The organism is Granulibacter bethesdensis, from assembly GCF_001889545.1.
Classification (GTDB): Bacteria; Pseudomonadota; Alphaproteobacteria; order Acetobacterales; family Acetobacteraceae; genus Granulibacter; species Granulibacter bethesdensis_B.
In genome coordinates this window covers 1,805,021-1,821,914 of record NZ_CP018194.1, presented here as the reverse complement: position 1 = coordinate 1,821,914, position 16,894 = coordinate 1,805,021, and the positions used below count along the sequence as shown (strand labels likewise).

At 57.3% G+C, this 16,894-nt stretch carries 11 protein-coding genes; 8 read left to right on the top strand and 3 right to left on the bottom strand.

Translation table 11 applies throughout. The features are described from left to right. Positions 1-121 precede the first annotated feature (121 nt). Entirely contained in the window at positions 122-2,719 is a 2,598-nt protein-coding gene (locus tag GbCGDNIH8_RS08270) for a S8 family serine peptidase (protein WP_072572839.1), read from the bottom strand. A 153-nt stretch (positions 2,720-2,872) separates the two neighbouring features. Next, positions 2,873-3,793 (bottom strand): catalase family peroxidase, encoded by a 921-nt coding sequence (locus tag GbCGDNIH8_RS08265; RefSeq protein ID WP_253735992.1) that lies wholly within the window; start codon positions 3,791-3,793, stop codon positions 2,873-2,875. Between the two features lie 402 nt (positions 3,794-4,195). Here GbCGDNIH8_RS08265 and thrS point away from each other — a divergent pair, with 402 nt between their 5' ends. The 3 genes from thrS to GbCGDNIH8_RS08250 all read left to right on the top strand — a co-directional run bounded on the left by thrS (position 4,196) and on the right by GbCGDNIH8_RS08250 (position 8,132). Next, complete coding sequence (gene thrS / locus GbCGDNIH8_RS08260) at positions 4,196-6,124, top strand: threonine--tRNA ligase (RefSeq protein ID WP_072572837.1); 1,929 nt, start codon at positions 4,196-4,198, stop codon at positions 6,122-6,124. Positions 6,125-6,363: 239 nt separating this feature from the next. Beyond that, entirely contained in the window at positions 6,364-6,885 is a 522-nt protein-coding gene (infC, locus tag GbCGDNIH8_RS08255; protein WP_011632315.1) for a translation initiation factor IF-3, read from the top strand. Between the two features lie 143 nt (positions 6,886-7,028). Continuing rightward, positions 7,029-8,132, top strand: a complete 1,104-nt coding sequence (locus GbCGDNIH8_RS08250; RefSeq protein ID WP_072572836.1) for a hypothetical protein — start codon at positions 7,029-7,031, stop codon at positions 8,130-8,132. Positions 8,133-8,152: 20 nt separating this feature from the next. On the opposite strand, the gene GbCGDNIH8_RS08245 is transcribed toward GbCGDNIH8_RS08250, so the two are convergent. After that, positions 8,153-9,823, bottom strand: coding sequence for a Hint domain-containing protein (locus tag GbCGDNIH8_RS08245; protein WP_157692599.1), 1,671 nt, complete (start codon positions 9,821-9,823; stop codon positions 8,153-8,155). Positions 9,824-10,196: 373 nt separating this feature from the next. Here GbCGDNIH8_RS08245 and ffh point away from each other — a divergent pair, with 373 nt between their 5' ends. From ffh to GbCGDNIH8_RS08220, 5 genes are all read left to right on the top strand, one after another. Then, entirely contained in the window at positions 10,197-11,564 is a 1,368-nt protein-coding gene (gene ffh, locus GbCGDNIH8_RS08240; RefSeq protein ID WP_072572834.1) for a signal recognition particle protein, read from the top strand. 33 nt (positions 11,565-11,597) lie between these two features. Further along, the gene (gene betI / locus GbCGDNIH8_RS08235) at positions 11,598-12,182 is read left to right on the top strand and encodes a transcriptional regulator BetI (RefSeq protein WP_072572833.1); all 585 of its coding nucleotides are present in this window, start codon (positions 11,598-11,600) and stop codon (positions 12,180-12,182) included. 459 nt (positions 12,183-12,641) lie between these two features. Then, positions 12,642-14,159: a betaine-aldehyde dehydrogenase gene (gene betB, locus GbCGDNIH8_RS08230; protein WP_216634439.1), complete on the top strand. Its 1,518-nt coding sequence runs from the start codon at positions 12,642-12,644 to the stop codon at positions 14,157-14,159. A gap of 16 nt (positions 14,160-14,175) precedes the next feature. Beyond that, positions 14,176-15,879, top strand: coding sequence for a choline dehydrogenase (gene betA / locus GbCGDNIH8_RS08225; RefSeq protein WP_072572832.1), 1,704 nt, complete (start codon positions 14,176-14,178; stop codon positions 15,877-15,879). 471 nt (positions 15,880-16,350) lie between these two features. Next, a complete protein-coding gene (locus tag GbCGDNIH8_RS08220) occupies positions 16,351-16,701 on the top strand; it encodes a hypothetical protein (RefSeq protein ID WP_216634438.1) in 351 nt (116 codons plus the stop codon). The last annotated feature ends 193 nt before the right edge of the window (positions 16,702-16,894 follow it).

The window sequence follows — 16,894 nt, the reverse complement described above, 5'->3', positions numbered from 1 at the left end:
GCACTGCCGGGATGGGTTCCCTGCAAAAAGCCGCAAAGGCATAAAATATATTTCACGACGCCAAAAAGGCGATGCCCGGATGGAGCACCGCCTGTTCGTGGCTCAGGAAAAATAAGGTTTCTCAGGTCATAAAGCTGTATTGATTGATGCTGGTGACGCCGAGCAAGGTGATATGGGTATTGTCACTGAGCGTCAGGGACAGGCCGGATGCAGTCTGCTGAGCACCGGCGAGGACGTTCTGGACGACATTGTCGCCATATCCCTGTAACTGGATGAAGTCTTTCCCATCCTGGAAATTGCCAATGGTGACGTTGCCGCCGGCCTGTCCGTTGGCGAACAGGAACAGATCGGTGGAGGCACTGGCCCATGCGTTGCTGGTGCCACTGCCGAAGCCGACGGCGTAGGAGCCTGTCTCGCCGACGATATTGGCATTGGCGCTGTTGGTGAAGATGGCGGCATTCTGCCCACCGAACAGGGTGGTGGCGCCCTGATCCATCACCACCAGATCGTGGGAGCCATTGCTGAGGATGGTGCCGCCGCCAGCGCCCCCGAACACGGTATTGCTGGCCCCCTGCGTTGCGAGGGTGACGGCACCGGTTTTGCTGCCGAGCAGCACGTTGCCATTCCCATTGGCGAACACCGCGCTGCCCGCGCCATTGGCGGTGAGCTGACTGCCACCGGCACTGCCGCCGATGATGGTATCGGCGCCGGCGCCACCGAAAACTGTGATCTTGCCGGCCCCACCATTGACGTTCATCGCCCCTGTTCCACCGATCACGGTGCTGGCCCCGGCAGAACTGACGAAATTCAGCTGTGCCGCATTATTGAACACCATGGCATTGCCGGAGGCACGCACAGTTGCCGCACCTTGCGTTGCGGTGATGGTGTCTTGCCCCCTGGAGTTGACGATGTTGTTGGTAGCACCGAGCAGAACAGTATTATCGCCATAGCCAGGATTGAAAACCATGGCGCTGTTGCCGCCCACCAACGTATCATTACCATCGCCTGTATAAATCGCGGAAAGTGTGGTCGCCGGATCGATTGAAGCGGCCGTATTGCCGATGGAAAAGAAATGCTTCGGAATGTTAATGTTGACCGCCAGACTGACGGCCGAAGCATTGAAAATCGGCTTGCTCTGTGTGCTGGACAATGTCAGCCGTGATGCGCTCTGACCGGCCAGTGTCGGAAAGTCATTGGTATAGACGATGTCGTGGCTGGATGGCTGCGATCCTATCACGCTCAGCGTGGCATTGTTCAGCGTATCGGGGGTCCTGGGTGTTGAGAAATGCTCATTGTCGAGGATACTCAGCGTCCAGGTGCCCTGGGCATGCTCTCCCCAGAACAGCGGGGAAGTCAGTGTGAACCCTCCCTGTGCCCAAGGTACGTTCTGCATGTCGGGTACGTTCAGCAGCAGGGTTGCCGTCGTCCCGTCCGGAGAGGTCAGCTGCGCGCGGAGATTGCCTGAATCCGGCACTTTCATATTCAGATTGAGGCTGACATGCTCTACTGAAATGGCATTATCGATGGTGAATGTGATCTGAGTCGGCGCTGTCCCGTCCGGACCTTGCGCGATATCGATCGGGCTGGTGGGCTGATAGGCTGCGGTCAGCGTCTGCTCTGTTCCGGTGATGCTGCGCCCCCGGTAGCTTTCAGCGAGGCGTACTGCAGCACGCGCATCGACCAATCCAAATCCGTAATCAGAATTATAGAAATGGCCGCCACCATTCCAGTCGCTGGTATGGGTCTGGAACCATCCGGAGGAGCCTGTATCGTTGATGCGCGCTGTTTGCAGCAGAATTTGCTGCACATCACGATAATTCAGATTTGGATTGGCCTCGAGAATCAGGGCCACGACGCCTGATACGATTGGTGTAGAGCCGGAGGTACCGCTGAAATTATAGACATAATCTCCGGCAGCTCCAGCGAGGGTGTTGTATCCATCTGAGCCGGTACGATCAGTAGTGACCAGACCGGGGCCTGGTGTGCCAGTCGCCGGACCCATTCCCGAGCCACCAGGTGCTGTAATCAGCAGGCTGGCGCCGGGCGTGCTGTAATTTGCCACAATGCCTGTATTGTAGATGGCACCAACTGTAATAACATACTGCGAACTTTTAGTGGCGTTCATGATGGCGTTGGAGCCAAAGCTGCGGCTGTCGCCGCTGGACATTACGATGACTGTTCCCAGTCCGTGACGGCCCTGCTCTGCCAGTGTCTGGAGTTCGGACATGGAGCCTACGAAAGGCGCTCTTGTACCCCAACTGGCATTGACGACGTCCATCTTGTCGTTCAGTGCATGGGTCAAGGCAATCGCGAACTGGTTTGTCTTGACCCCGGATGTGTTCTGCCCCTCATCCACGTAATAGACGCCGAGAGTGGCGCCCGGTGCGACTCCTACTCCGCCAATGCTGTTATTCGCGGTGGCTGCGATCAGGCCAGCGACAGCGGTGCCATGATTGTCCAGGGAGACCATCGGATTGCCGCCTGGCTGATCATGGGCTGCGTCCCATGTAGCGTTCGGATCGATATTGGCAACCAGATCGGGGTGATTGAGCTGGGTTCCGGTGTCCACAACACCAACACGCACTCCTTTGCCGGTATATTGTGACCAGAGTGGTGTGACATCGATATCAATTCCCGGTGTGCCTCCTGATTGCCCTGTATTCAGCAGATACCATTCATATTGAAACAGCGGATCATTCGGCAGGCCGGAAAAAGACATTTATCAACCCTGAATATAAAAAATGAAACAAAGATACATAAATTATATTTTATCATTTCTTTCATTTCTTCAATGGAATCATTGTGAAAGAATGGCTGGCGCTGAAAAGCCGTACACACTGTGGTTTCCGTGCATGGCTTTTGCTGATATCGCTTACTGCCGACGCGAGAAGGACACTGCATAGGCGGCATTCCGCGCGTCGATCAGCGGATCGGCCGAGGCTTCGATCCCGGCTTCCAGATTGCTGGGCAGGAACAGGATGGAGGCTGCCTGTTTGGCGGCATCCTCGGGGATGCGTGTGATGGAGATCGTGCCGAGCTGTACCTGACGGCGATCTGCCGGGAAGGGCTTTGATCCATCCTCGATTGCGTCGCCTTTTTCAGCCAGAACGGCATACAGGGTGAACTTGGCAGGGCCTTTTTCCAGTCGTTTCGGCAGCTCATCCACCAGAAAATCCGGTTTCTGTTTCCCGGCTTTCTGCTGCGTCAGATGATGGGCTCCACTGACCGGTGAGACCTTGAACCGGAACGGATGTTGTTTGCCATTGCTGTCGGTGAAAATGAAGGTGTTGACGCCGTTATATGTTTCCCGCGCGAAGCTGGACGGGGTTTTGAGAGCGCCGACTGCTCCTGCCACGGCAGGATGGGTGGCGATGAATTGCTCGGCCGGGGTTGGATGAGGCGCATCCTTGCTCTTCGAAATGGCGGTCAGCAGTTGAAGAAATTCCTCCGGCGTGCGGACCGGGAAAAAGGGCAGGGAGTTGGTGATCACGTCGACATCTGTATTGCCCTTGTCGTGAAATCGGATTGCCATACCGTGCGGATTGGCATTCGGCGAGGCATCGGCGATATGCGGCAGGCCGGTGGCGTCTGAGAAGCGTACTGTGACAGGAATGGTTTCGCCCGCGAAAATGCCAGCCCGGCTGAGTTTTTTCGCGTCCAGAGAGGGGGTGAAGGTGCCTTCTGCCAGCACACCCTTGGCATGATTGGCACGCTGGCCGGGGGGCTGCTTGCCCCACATCGTATTCATGACATTCACGATCTGCTCGGGCGTGGAGGCGCCATCCTCTGCCATGGCGGGTTCTGTGGCTGACAGAGAGAAGGCAACTGCCAGCAATAGACCAGCCGCGGCGTAAGCAGCATGGCTATAGGGTGTTCGAGTACGGTGATGCGACACAGGATGCGACATGGGGGAGGAAACCCTTGTGGTGGATAGATGTCCCGGTGGATCCGGGTCTTGTCGGGTTTGGCTGAGGGACACAATAACGTGGATATGACCCTCACAGGCTGAGGATAATCACGCTTTCCTGATGCTGTCCTCCTCCATTTTTCCTGATTGTCGGCAGAAGAGAGGGGTGAGGGAAGGATTGAGGGATAGCGGAAGTAGGGCAGGTCTGACCCCATGGCGGTGGACAATCGGTTCGGCTGCGTTTAGGTGCAGCGCCTTCACCTTTTTTTCATCAGGACACCGTATATCATGCCAGCGATCACCCTGCCCGACGGCTCCGTGCGCCACTATGATGCGCCGGTGACGGGCACTACGATCGCGGCCGATATCGGTCCCGGTCTGGCGCGTGCGGCTCTGGCGATGAAGGTGGACGGCCAGATGATGGACCTGTCCCGCGCCATTGAGGCTGATGCGCAGGTGGTGTTCGTCACCCGTAAGGATGAGGCCGCGCTGGAGATGATCCGCCACGATGCTGCCCATGTGCTGGCGGAGGCGGTGCAGGAGTTGTTCCCAGGTACGCAGGTGACCATCGGTCCGTCGATCGAAAACGGTTTCTACTACGATTTCGCGCGCAACGAGCCCTTCACGCCGGAAGACCTGCCTGCCATCGAAGCGAAAATGCGGGAGATCATCGCCCGCAACGCTCCGTTTGAACGCGACGTGTGGGACCGTCAGGAGGCGATCCGGTTCTTTCAGGACAAGGGCGAGAAATACAAGGCCCAGTTGATTCAGGATCTGCCGGATACCGAGACGATCACGGTGTATCGTCAGGGCGAGTGGCTGGATCTGTGCCGTGGTCCACATATGCGCAGCACCGGGGATATTGGCCCTGCTTTCCGTCTGATGAAGGTGGCGGGCGCGTACTGGCGTGGCGATCACCGCAACGCGATGCTCAGCCGTATCTACGGCACCGCATGGCGCGATCAGAAGGAGCTGGATGCTTATCTGCACCAGCTTGAGGAAGCGGAACGCCGCGACCATCGCCGTCTGGGCAAGGAAATGGACCTGTTCCACATTCAGGAAGAGGCTGTCGGCTCGATCTTCTGGCACAAGAAAGGCTGGCGGCTGTATCGGGCGCTGGAAAACTACATGCGTCGCCGTCAGATCGAGGCGGGGTATGAGGAAGTCCGTACACCGCAGCTGGTGGATCGCAGCCTGTGGGAGGAGTCCGGTCACTGGGACAAATACCGGGAGCATATGTTCATCGCCACGGTGGAGGATGAGGAAAAGACCCTCGCCCTGAAGCCGATGAACTGCCCGTGCCATGTGCAGATTTTCCGTCATGGCCTGCGCAGCTACAAGGAACTGCCGCTGCGCATGGCGGAATTCGGGGCCTGCCATCGTTACGAGCCGTCCGGTGCGCTGCACGGGATCATGCGGGTGCGTTCCTTCACGCAGGATGACGCGCATATTTTCTGCATGCCGGAGCAGATCGCCAAGGAAACCGCGGATTTCGTGGCGATGCTGGCCTCGGTGTATCGTGATCTCGGCTTCGACAGTTTCCGCGTGAAATTCGCCGATCGTCCGGAGAGCCGCGCCGGCAAGGACGAAGACTGGGACCGTGCCGAGCACGAACTGCGTGAAGCCTGCCGTCTGGCCGGGGTGGAGTATGAATTGAATCCGGGTGAAGGCGCGTTCTATGGCCCGAAGCTGGAATTCGTGCTGCGTGACGCCATCGGGCGGGACTGGCAGTGCGGCACGTTGCAGGTCGATTACGTGCTGCCGGAACGTCTGGACGCGGAATATGTGGCCGAGGATGGCTCCCGCCGTCGACCCGTGATGCTGCACCGGGCCATTCTGGGCAGTTTCGAGCGTTTCATCGGCATTCTGATTGAGCAATATGCGGGCCGCTTCCCGCTCTGGCTGGCGCCGGTGCCGGTGGTGGTGGCGCCGATCGTCTCCGATGCGAATGAATATGCGATGGAGGTGGTGACGGCCCTGAAACGCGCCGGTGTCACCTGGGCGGAGGCGGATCTGCGCAATGAGAAGATCAATGCCAAGATCCGCGAACACAGCCTGGCCCATGTGCCGGTTATTCTGGTGGTGGGACGGCGTGAGGCCGAGCAGCGTCAGGTGGCACTGCGTCGTCTGGGCTCTCAGGAACAGCAGGTGATGGCGCTGGATGAGGCGATCGCAGCCCTCGCCGCGGAGGCGACCCCGCCCGATCTGCGCCAGTAACCCCGATCCGGAAAAGCAGGCCGAAACAGCAGGCCGAAACAGCAGGCCGAAACAGCAGGATCGTCGTCCTGATGCAGGGGCTGGGCTGTCATTCCTGTCTTTGCCCTTGATCATCGCCGGCTTGAGGGGCAAATAGAGCCATTGTAAAACCCCGTCTGTTTTCGGTTGCTTTCCAGGCAGCCGTGGCGGCGGGGCATTCGTGATAACAGATACAGGAGAGATCCATAGCCAGGCCGCCCTTGCCCGCACCGCCTAATCGCGACGGGCCCCGTGTAAATGAGGAAATCCGCGTTCCGCAGGTGCGCCTCATCGATCAGGATGGAGAGATGCAGGGGGTGATGAGCGCGCGTGACGCGCTGATCCGCGCCTATGCTGTTGGTCTCGATCTGCTGGAAATCAGCCCGAACGCCGAGCCGCCGGTCGTCAAGATCCTCGACTACGGCAAGTTCAAATATGAACAGCAGAAAAAGAAAAACGAGGCCCGCAAGCGCCAGAAAGTCATCGAGATCAAGGAAATCAAGGTCCGTCCCAACATCGATGAAAACGACTACCAGGTGAAGATGCGGGCGATGCGCAGCTTCATCTCGGAAGGCGACAAGGTGAAGGTGACGCTCCGGTTCCGTGGTCGCGAAATGGCGCATCAGGAACTCGGTGCCCGTGTGCTCCAGCGTATCCGTGAGGAGCTGGACGCGGAAACCAAGGTCGAGCAGATGCCGAAAATGGAAAACCGGCAGATGGTCATGGTGCTCGCGCCGCGCTGACCTGTCCGGTTTGACGCGATGTGATGGATGCGTAACGCCCCCGGAAGGTTTTCTTCCGGGGGCGTTCTGCGTCAGGGGGCGGCCTGTTCCCATCCTCTGCGCCATGACTTGCGCCGGATCAGGGCTTTGGCAATGATCGCCTTATGACACAGCCTTCTTCTGCTTCCTTATCGGATCAGAGTGCCCGGGAGATTTTCCGGGGTGCGCATTATCTGGCCCGTTTTCTGCCTGCCGATGCGGAGGTGGTGGTGCCGGATGGACCAGTGGTCGTGTTTTTCGAAACCTGGTTGCCACAGCCGGATATGGAGGCCCCCGTGACCGGGGAGACTTTCTTTACCCATCGCGGGCTGGATGTCATCGCCATTAAACCAGCCGCCAATGACTGGTATCAGCAGGACGAGATCACCGAATTGATCGACGCGGTACTGGCCGCCACGCACGGTCGGCGCCGGGTCGGCTATGGCGGCAGCATGGGCGGCTATGCGGCCATCAATTTTGCGGAAAGTCTGGCGCTGGACGATCTGGTGGCGGTGGCCCCCCAATTCTCCATCGATCCGGCCCTGATGCCGCAGGACTGGCGCTGGCGGCGGGAAGCGGAGGGAATTGCTTTCCGTCAGGATCGGATGCGGCTGATCGGTCGGTTACAGCGCGGCACCATCCTTTACGATCCGGATAGCGAGGACCGGCCGCATGTGCGGGCCATCCTGATGTATCATGACCTGACGCCGCTGCCATTGCGCTTCTGCGGGCATCACATGTTCCGGGCGCTTCAGCAGGCAAGGGTGCTGCCGATGCTGGCGATGGATCTTGTGCTGGGCCAGTTTGATCATGCGGCTTTCCGCCGTGCTTTCCGGGCCGGGCGGCGGAAAAGTCCGGTTTTCTGGCTGGAACTGGCGCGTGGTCTTTGTGCGAAATTCTGGTTGAAAGCAGCCTCTGCCGCGCTTGATCGGGCCAGATTGCTGGCTCCGGACGATGCCTTCGCACAGGACGTCGTGGCAGGGGAGATCGCCCGTGCCGGCGGCAACCGTCAGGCAGCAGACCGTTTGATGCAGCTCTGGCGCAGTCATGAGGATGCCGAACTGGCGGAGGCAGCCCGTTATCGCATGGCACAATGGGCCTGGTATGACACGCGATCAGCGGAGGAGATAGAATACGAAAGGGCCGCACAGGCGGCCGAGCATCTGCTGGCCGCTTCTCAGGCAATTCCGGATTTCGCATGGCCATTAGCGAGCAGGGTTGCTTCCTGACGGTCCTGATACGTATGTGGTCAGGCTGACGCGGCGATGTTGACCGGTCTATCCTCAGCCGCGGTTTCGATGATGTAGGGGCCTCCGGCCAGAACCTGCAATGACAACAGACCAATGTCTCCATCCTGACGTTTCCCCACTGGCAGTAGCAGTAGCGCATTGCCATTGGTCCAGCGCTGGCCTGAAGATGCTCCGGCGGATGCATCACGGGGGGGAAGATCATGCCATCCCTCCAGCCATTCCTGCTCCAGATGGATGTTCAGGATGTGGGTTGCCCCGGAATCATACAGGATGGCTTCACCGATCAGTACCCCGAGGTTGCGGCGATCATCCAGAAATGGTCCCGTTACGTCACAGGAGCGGGAGGCGTTGGAGAGAATACGCACGGTATTCACTCCGGCAGGAACCAGAAACAGCACTCTGTCATTGACCTCCTGTACCTGACGGAGCATCTGACCATCCTGCGTCCTGAGCTGAAGGCATCGATCCATGCTGATATCGTAGCGGGGAGGTGGAGCAAATCGGGTGGCGCGTGCTTCGATACGGCGGAACACTGGCTCCACAAGATCGGGTGTCACTGCCAGTTTTGCAGCGGCATCCTCGGTCCAGTTCGATTTCCGGCCTCCGAACATGGTGACGTTCCCGCTGGTCTGCTCCGTGCTGAAGGGGCTGAACTGCCTGCGATTGCCGGTATCCAGGTAGGTTTCCGTCAGTACCCCGTCCGCGCTGATGATCGCATGTTTTTCTGTTTCGATATGGTAATATTGATAGGACATAAAAGAACGATCATAAAAAATCGTACGTCCGTTCACCAGCAGATTGGCCGGGATGAAATAACCGTCCAGATACAGGCAGTGATCAGGGGTGATCAGCATGTCCTTGGATGGCACATGATCGCTGATGGCGTCTTTTCTGATCCGTACCGGATATCCGGCCTGCTCATCGGGCAGTTCCTGATTCACATGTGCGGTTGCCATCCCTGACCAGATGACCTTGTGTGCAACAGATTGGCTGTTTTCGAGGGCGAGAATGGTGTGGCCTGGATCAATGGTTTCGACTGGCTTTTCGCCTTCTGGCGTGCTGATCATACTGCCTGCCAGGAAGCAGCCTAGCTCCAGTGTTCCGTTCTGGTTGAGAGAGGTAAAATTATTGGCGGCTAGCCCTGCAGCAAGCGTCACATGGCTGCACAGGATGGAGGTCTGTCCATCCCATTCCGGTACTTGCTCTATCAGTGAGTAGCTTTCATCCATGTTGGCCTGAAGATATATCCGGGAGCCGTTTGTCGGCGCATTGGTCAGGATGATGGTGTCACGGGTGGTCAGGTTGGTGATTGACGCGAACATATTGGTTTTCGCGCCTTTGGAATTGACCATCACCGTGCTGCCGGAAACGCTGCCATCCGCATTATGTCGATCCTGAAAATCCAGCGTGGCTGGCATGTGGCTGCCATACTCAATTTCCAGTTGAGCCCCCTGAAGACGGATGGTGGCCTGACCGGAGGAAATGGTTGTCGTCTGCGTGACCAGATGGATATTATCCAGTACCAGCACCGATCTGCCTGCCAGTAAAAGCCGGGCATTGTCATTGTGCAGCGTATGCCCGTCAGAGGCGATTGTGACCGTTCCGGAGATCGAGATATCTTCGATATTGTGGTTACTCGACAGGAAAGCAGTGGCTCCATTCTGAAACATCGCACTTTGATAAGAGCAAGGGGGGCTGCCTCCTTGCCAGTTATCACCTGTGTTCCAATTGCTATTGGATAGGTCAACTCCAATCCATGCCACCATTAGTCTAAACTTTAAAATGAATGATAGCCTATTAGAAATTTATAAAAGTAAAATGATAGTGAATTTTGTGGAATATTTTGATTTTATCATAATTATAACTTGGTAATTAATTATTATATAATTGATACAATCGTTTAAGTGAGAGAATTCTTTTTCAAAGATGGTGTGCATTTATTATGGAGCTTGGCTTGCACAGTTAGCAGGTGGTGAACGCGCTTGACATACGGGGCTGCCCAGCCGCACACCCCCTGTTCCTGATGGATCAAGGGTTTGCGTTATGTTCGACACACTTTCGGGCAAGCTCACTGGCGTTTTCGACAAGCTGCGTGGCCGTGGCGCGCTGAACGAAGCCGATGTGGCGGAGGCGCTGCGCGAAGTGCGGCTGGCCATGCTGGATGCCGACGTCGCACTGTCGGTGGTGAAGGATTTCATTGCCTCGGTGCGGGAGCGTGCAGCGGGTGCGGAAGTTATCGACAGCGTGGCGCCCGGCCAGCAGGTGATGAAGATCGTGCATGATGCGCTGATCGAACAACTGGGCGGTGCGGGTGCGGTACCGCTGAACCTGAATGCAGTGGCGCCCGTGCCGGTGCTGATGGTGGGTCTGCAAGGCTCCGGCAAGACCACCACCAGCGGCAAGCTGGCGCTGCGTATGGCGAAAAAGGAACGGCGGCGCGTGCTGCTGGCCAGCCTTGATACTCAGCGTCCGGCGGCTCAGCTTCAGCTGCAGCAGCTGGCGGAGCAGGCAGGGGTTGCCTCCCTGCCGATTATTCAGGGCCAGACTCCGGTGGAGATCGCCCGTCGCGCCATGGAGACGGGGCGGCGCGAGGTCTATGACATTGTGATCCTCGACACTGCCGGCCGCCTCGCCATTGATGAGGAACTGATGGAGGAGGTCAAGGCGATCCGCGCCGAGACCAACCCGTCGGAAACCCTGCTGGTGGTCGATGCCATGACTGGTCAGGACGCGGTCAACACGGCCCGTGCCTTCAATGAGGCAGTGGGCGTGACTGGTATCGTTATGACGCGGATGGATGGCGATGCGCGCGGCGGCGCCGCCCTGTCCATGCGGGCGGTGACCGGCGCGCCAATCAAGCTGACCGGCTCTGGCGAGAAGCTGGATGCACTGGAGGATTTCCATCCGGAGCGTGTGGCGGGCCGTATTCTGGGCCTCGGGGACGTAGCCGGATTGGTCGAAAAGGCCGCCGAGACCATCGACGAGGCCGAGGCCGAGGAAATGGCGATGAAGATGCTCAAGGGGCGCTTCACGCTGGAAGATTACGCAAAACAGCTGAAACAGATTTCCCGGATGGGTAGTTTGTCCTCCATCATGGGGATGTTGCCGGGGCTGGGAAAATTCAAACAGCAGATTGAGAACGCCAATATCGATACGTCGATCCTGAAGCGTCAGGCAGCGATCATCAGCTCCATGACGGTGAAGGAGCGCCGTAACCCGGACATCATCAAAGCCAGCCGCAAAAAGCGCATTGCCGCCGGGGCTGGCGTGCAGGTGCAGGATGTTAACCGTCTGCTGAAGCAGTTCGATGATATGAGTCAGATGATGAAGCAGTTCAGCAAGCTGGGTCAGAAGGGATTGATGCGCAACGGCATGCAGGCGCTGATGGCCCAGAGGCACCGTCCGCAGTGATGGGGTGGTTAACAGGCGCAGGGGAGGGAAGTAATGCCTAAAGTGGGCATGCAACCGATCCGTCGCGCCCAACTGATCCGTGCCACGCTGCAATCGATTGACGAGGTGGGGCTGAGTGATACGACCGTGGCCAGGATAGCCCGGATCGCAGGGGTTTCCACCGGTATCATCGCCCATTATTTCCAGGACAAGGAGGCCTTGCTGGAGGCGGCGATGCGCCAGATTCTGGCGGATTTGTTCGCAGCCATGCGGGCCAGGCGGAAAGCGGCTGTGGATGATACGCCCCGTGTCCTGCTGCGTGCCATTGTCGAGGGTAATTTTGACGGCACACAGACCAGCGCCGCCGCGGCCAAGGCATGGCTGGCTTTCTGGTCATCCTCCATGCATCAGCCGCATCTGCGGAGGTTGCAGCAGATCAATGCATGGTATCTCTATCGTTTGTTGCGGACCCAGTTCCTGCGTGTGCAGATGAGGGATCAGGCGCATCGTTCCGCCCAGGGGTTGGCGGCGCTGATTGACGGATTATGGCTGCGGGCCACTCTTGCCGGACAGATTAATGAGGAAAATATTCAGGTTGCTTTTGATTATATAGACTTACAGCTTGCAGCAAATTTATAGGTAATATTCAGGTAATACCCGAATATTACTGTGCAAGGTAAATAGAGTGTGGTGTGTCGCGCCCATAATCTCAGGCTTAACATCTAGTCGGATACTGAAATATCCTTCAGTTGCCGACACACCATCCACCTATTTTAGGTATTAACATATCAATACTTACTTAACTCTGATTAACCCTAAGTCATTATTGGCTACTCTAGTAATAGACGTATAGGATCAAATTCAGCTATCGTTCTTAACTTTAGGTTTAGTTAATTCTTCATCAGATGACTGTTTTTTTCATAGAGGATGCCTCTATGTCAACTTAAAATTTCATGACCAATAAATCAAAGCCGCTTTTGATTGATAATCAGGAACAAGAACGCATTTTTTATTGAATGATCGTTCAATTTAAACTAAATAGTCTTGCAGAATCAAGGCTCCCACCCCGGCTGAGGCGCGTGCAAGGACATCCCGATCATGACCATTTCCACTCCTCCCACATCTCAGGTTGCGTTACAGGAGGCTCATGTTCCCGATTCCCTGACGCCGGGATTGTATATTCATGGCCGGGTTGAGGCTGGCGCAGGGGAGGTTTTTACCTCGGTCAATCCGGCAGATGGCAGCGTTCTGGCGCAGATCACCGCTGCCACTGAAGCTGACATTGCCCGTGCCGTGGCGAGTGCTCAGGAAGGGCAGCGCATCTGGGCGGCCATGACAGGTATCGAGCGTGGACGGATTCTGCGTCGGGCGGTGGATATTTTGCGGGCCCGAAACGACGTGCTCGCAAGGCTGGAAACGAAAGACACCGGCAAGCCGTTCAGCGAAACCAGTACGGTGGACATTGTGACCGGTGCGGATGTGCTGGAATATTACGCCGGGCTGGCGCAGGCGATCGAGGGTGAGCAGATTCCGCTCAACGCGACCCAGTTCGCCTATACGCGACGGGAGCCGCTGGGTGTGGTGGCCGGGATCGGCGCATGGAACTACCCGGTGCAGATCGCGCTGTGGAAATCTGCTCCGGCCCTGGCGGCGGGCAATGCGATGATTTTCAAACCCAGCGAGATCACGCCGCTGACGGTGATCGAACTGGCGAAAATCTATACCGAGGCCGGGCTGCCGGATGGCGTGTTCAACGTGGTGCAGGGTCGCGGTGATGTTGGTGCGATGCTGACGGCGCATCCGGTGATCGAGAAAATCTCCTTCACCGGCGGGGTTGAGACCGGAAAGAAGGTCATGGCGCTGGCCGGATCGTCCTCGCTCAAGGAAGTGACGATGGAGCTGGGCGGCAAATCCCCGCTGCTGGTGTTCGAGGATGCCGATCTGGATCGGGCTGCCGATATTGCGGTGATGGCGAATTTCTATTCCTCCGGGCAGGTCTGCACCAACGGTACCCGCGTTTTCGTGCAGGAAAGCGTTCTGCCTGCTTTCCGGGAAAAACTGCTGGCACGCGTTGCAAAGATCCGTCCGGGCCACCCTGAGGACCCTGCGACGGTGTTCGGCCCGCTGGCGAGCTTCCCGCATCGGGACAAGGTGCTGTCCTGCATCGCGCGCGGTGTGGCGGAGGGCGCGACCCTGCTTGCGGGCGGTGGAGCGCCACAGGAAGCGGAATTCTCTCGCGGAGCCTATGTGCTGCCGACCGTGTTCGGGGATTGCCGGGACGACATGGCCATTGTGCGGGAGGAGATTTTCGGCCCGGTGCTGAGCCTGTTGTCTTTCCGGGATGAGGAGGAGGTGATCACCCGCGCCAATGCTACCGAGTATGGTCTGGCGGCCGGTGTCGTGACGGAATCGCTCAGCCGGGCGCATCGTGTCATTCACCGTCTGGACGCGGGCATCTGCTGGATCAACACCTGGGGCGGCTCTCCGGCGGAGATGCCGGTTGGCGGCTACAAACAGTCCGGCGTCGGGCGGGAAAACGGTCTGGTGACGCTGGGCCATTATACCCGCATCAAATCGGTGCTGGTCGAACTCGGCGGTTTCCAGTCGGTCTTCTGAGGGGAGGGACAGCGCGATGAGCCATTTGCAGGAATACGATTATATTGTGATCGGCGCAGGCTCGGCGGGCAATGTGCTGGCCACCCGCCTGACCGAGGATGCCGGAACACGCGTTCTGCTGCTGGAGGCGGGCGGCCCTGATTACCGCTTTGATTTCCGCACCCAGATGCCGGCGGCGCTGGCCTATCCGCTGCAGGGACGGCGCTATAACTGGGCATTCGAGACGGAGCCGGAGCCGTTCATGAACAACCGCCGCATGGAATGCGGGCGCGGCAAGGGGCTGGGTGGTTCCTCTCTGATCAACGGCATGTGTTATATTCGCGGCAATGCCATGGATTACGATGGCTGGGCAGAGCGGGACGGGCTGGAGGAATGGAGCTACGCCCATTGCCTGCCCTATTTCCGCAAGGCCGAGACACGGGATATCGGCCCCAATGACTATCATGGCGGCGATGGCCCGGTATCCGTCACCACATCGAAGCTCGGCAGGCCGGGCGGCGGGGCAAACCCGCTGTTCGAAGCGATGGTGGAGGCCGGCGTGCAGGCGGGCTATCCGCGCACTGATGACCTGAACGGCTATCAGCAGGAAGGTTTCGGACCGATGGATCGTACGGTCACGAAACATGGGCGCAGGGCCTCCACGGCGCGGGGTTATCTGGATCAGGCGCGGAAGCGGAAGAACCTGACCATCCTGACCCATGCGCTGACCGACCGCATCCTGTTTGCGGGCAAGCGCGCCATCGGGGTTGCGTTTCTTCATGGCGGAGAAAGCAAAATCGCTTATGCAAGGCAGGAGGTTCTGCTGTGTGGCGGCGCTATTGCGTCTCCGGCGATTTTGCAACGCTCGGGCGTTGGTCCAGCTTCCGTGCTGAAGGCGCTGGATATTGCACCGGTGCAGATTATGGAAGGTGTCGGCAGCAATCTTCAGGATCATCTGGAGATGTACATGCAGTATGAATGTCTGGAACCGGTCTCACTCTATCCTGCGTTGCTGTGGTGGAATCAGCCGAAGATCGGCGCGGAATGGATGTTTCTCGGCAAGGGCCTCGGCGCGAGCAATCATTTCGAGGCAGGCGGCTTCATCCGCTCGCATGATGATTTCGCGTGGCCAAATATCCAGTATCATTTCCTGCCAGTCGCGATCAGTTATAACGGCACCAATGCAGTGCAGATGCACGGGTTTCAGGCCCATGTCGGTTCGATGCGCTCCCCCAGCCGCGGCCGGGTGCAGATCGTATCGCGTGATCCGGAAGTCTATCCGAGCATCCTGTTCAACTACATGTCCCATGAGCAGGACTGGCGGGAATTCCGCGCTGCGATCCGCATCACGCGGGAGATTATGGCCCAGCCTGCGCTGGATCAATATCGTGGTCGCGAGCTCAGCCCGGGCGCGGAGTTGACGAGCGATGCCGATCTGGACGCCTTTGTGCGCACCCATGCGGAGACGGCGTATCATCCGTCCTGCTCCTGCGCGATGGGTAAGGATGATGCGGCGGTGGTGGATGCGGAGGGTCGCGTGCACGGGCTGGAGGGACTGCGAGTGGTCGATGCCTCGATCATGCCCCTGATTACCACCGGCAACCTGAATGCACCGACCATTATGATGGCGGAAAAAATCGCCGACCGTATTCGCGGCCGTGCGCCTTTGCCGCCTTCCGACGCACCATATTATCGCGCGGATGGGGCGCCTGTGCGTGGGAAGCCGGTACGCGTGATGTAAACGGAGCCGGAGCCCTGATCTGAAAGCGCTGCAGTCCTTTAGGCTGCGGCGTTTTTGTTTTTAATTCGGATTGATTTCATTGATTTGGGAAATGGAAATATTTCCTTACAGTGTGGGTTATTATAATCAGTCCTTTTTCCTGTAATCGGATGAGATAAGGTTGTCACATGTTGTGCTAATTTATTTTCTTAAAAATCAAATTGGAATATTTTGTAAGCGAAATATATTATAACTAGACTAGTTTTTCTCGGTGTATTTTTAAGAGGATTAACTATTTCCTCAGGGAGCACCTGCGATCAATTAAACGTTTATGGTTATGTAGACACCACCCTTCTTGGATCTGATGGGGTGCCTCCAACACCGTAGTCTACTCTTCCGATTATGTGGGAGGTGTGCAGGTAATCTCTGCAGACGGTTCGGATATCGGAGCCGTTATTGCTGGTGGTAGCCATAATATCGAATCAAGGGGTAGTGCCAGTTCTGCTCCTTTTTCGGGCGGTAATCAGTCCGTTGCAGGAAGTGCTGTTTCGACGGTTTTCAGCCTGGGAGGGTCGCAGATTTTATCGTCTGGCGGTCACTGGCAATGATCTGAGGATCGGCAGCGCGATTGGAGAGGCAGTTGATATCTTTGCTTTTGCCAATGGTCAGGCTGGAGGCTCTGGTATGATCAGTGGTTTCAGGGCTGGTACGGATCATCTGGTCCTGAATGGTTTCCCCGGTGAACAGGTTGATGCGTCCTACGCGACGAAGAACGTGGACGGGGCCGCCAACATGCACTTTACGTTGACGGAACACCCAGATCACGCTGGTCGGCGTGACTGAGCTCAGCCGGAGCCAGTTCGGATGAGTGTCTGACTGAACAGGCTGTCGAGATAAAAGGAAGGGGGAGTTGGAGATAATCCGGCTTCCCCTTCCTTTTTATTTCAAATGAAACTTATTAAATAATACCAAAATTAAGACAATTTTGTTAATATGGATGTATATCGCTCATAAAAGAACGAAATCCCATTGATTA

Coding starts and splice junctions, on each gene's coding strand:
- GbCGDNIH8_RS08270 (WP_072572839.1), bottom strand. CDS start 2,719: ATGTCTTTTTCCGGCCTGCCGAATGATCCGCTGTTTCAATATGAATGG.
- GbCGDNIH8_RS08265 (WP_253735992.1), bottom strand. CDS start 3,793: ATGGCAGAGGATGGCGCCTCCACGCCCGAGCAGATCGTGAATGTCATG.
- thrS (WP_072572837.1), top strand. CDS start 4,196: ATGCCAGCGATCACCCTGCCCGACGGCTCCGTGCGCCACTATGATGCG.
- GbCGDNIH8_RS08250 (WP_072572836.1), top strand. CDS start 7,029: ATGACACAGCCTTCTTCTGCTTCCTTATCGGATCAGAGTGCCCGGGAG.
- GbCGDNIH8_RS08245 (WP_157692599.1), bottom strand. CDS start 9,823: ATGTTTCAGAATGGAGCCACTGCTTTCCTGTCGAGTAACCACAATATC.
- ffh (WP_072572834.1), top strand. CDS start 10,197: ATGTTCGACACACTTTCGGGCAAGCTCACTGGCGTTTTCGACAAGCTG.
- betI (WP_072572833.1), top strand. CDS start 11,598: ATGCCTAAAGTGGGCATGCAACCGATCCGTCGCGCCCAACTGATCCGT.
- betB (WP_216634439.1), top strand. CDS start 12,642: ATGACCATTTCCACTCCTCCCACATCTCAGGTTGCGTTACAGGAGGCT.
- betA (WP_072572832.1), top strand. CDS start 14,176: ATGAGCCATTTGCAGGAATACGATTATATTGTGATCGGCGCAGGCTCG.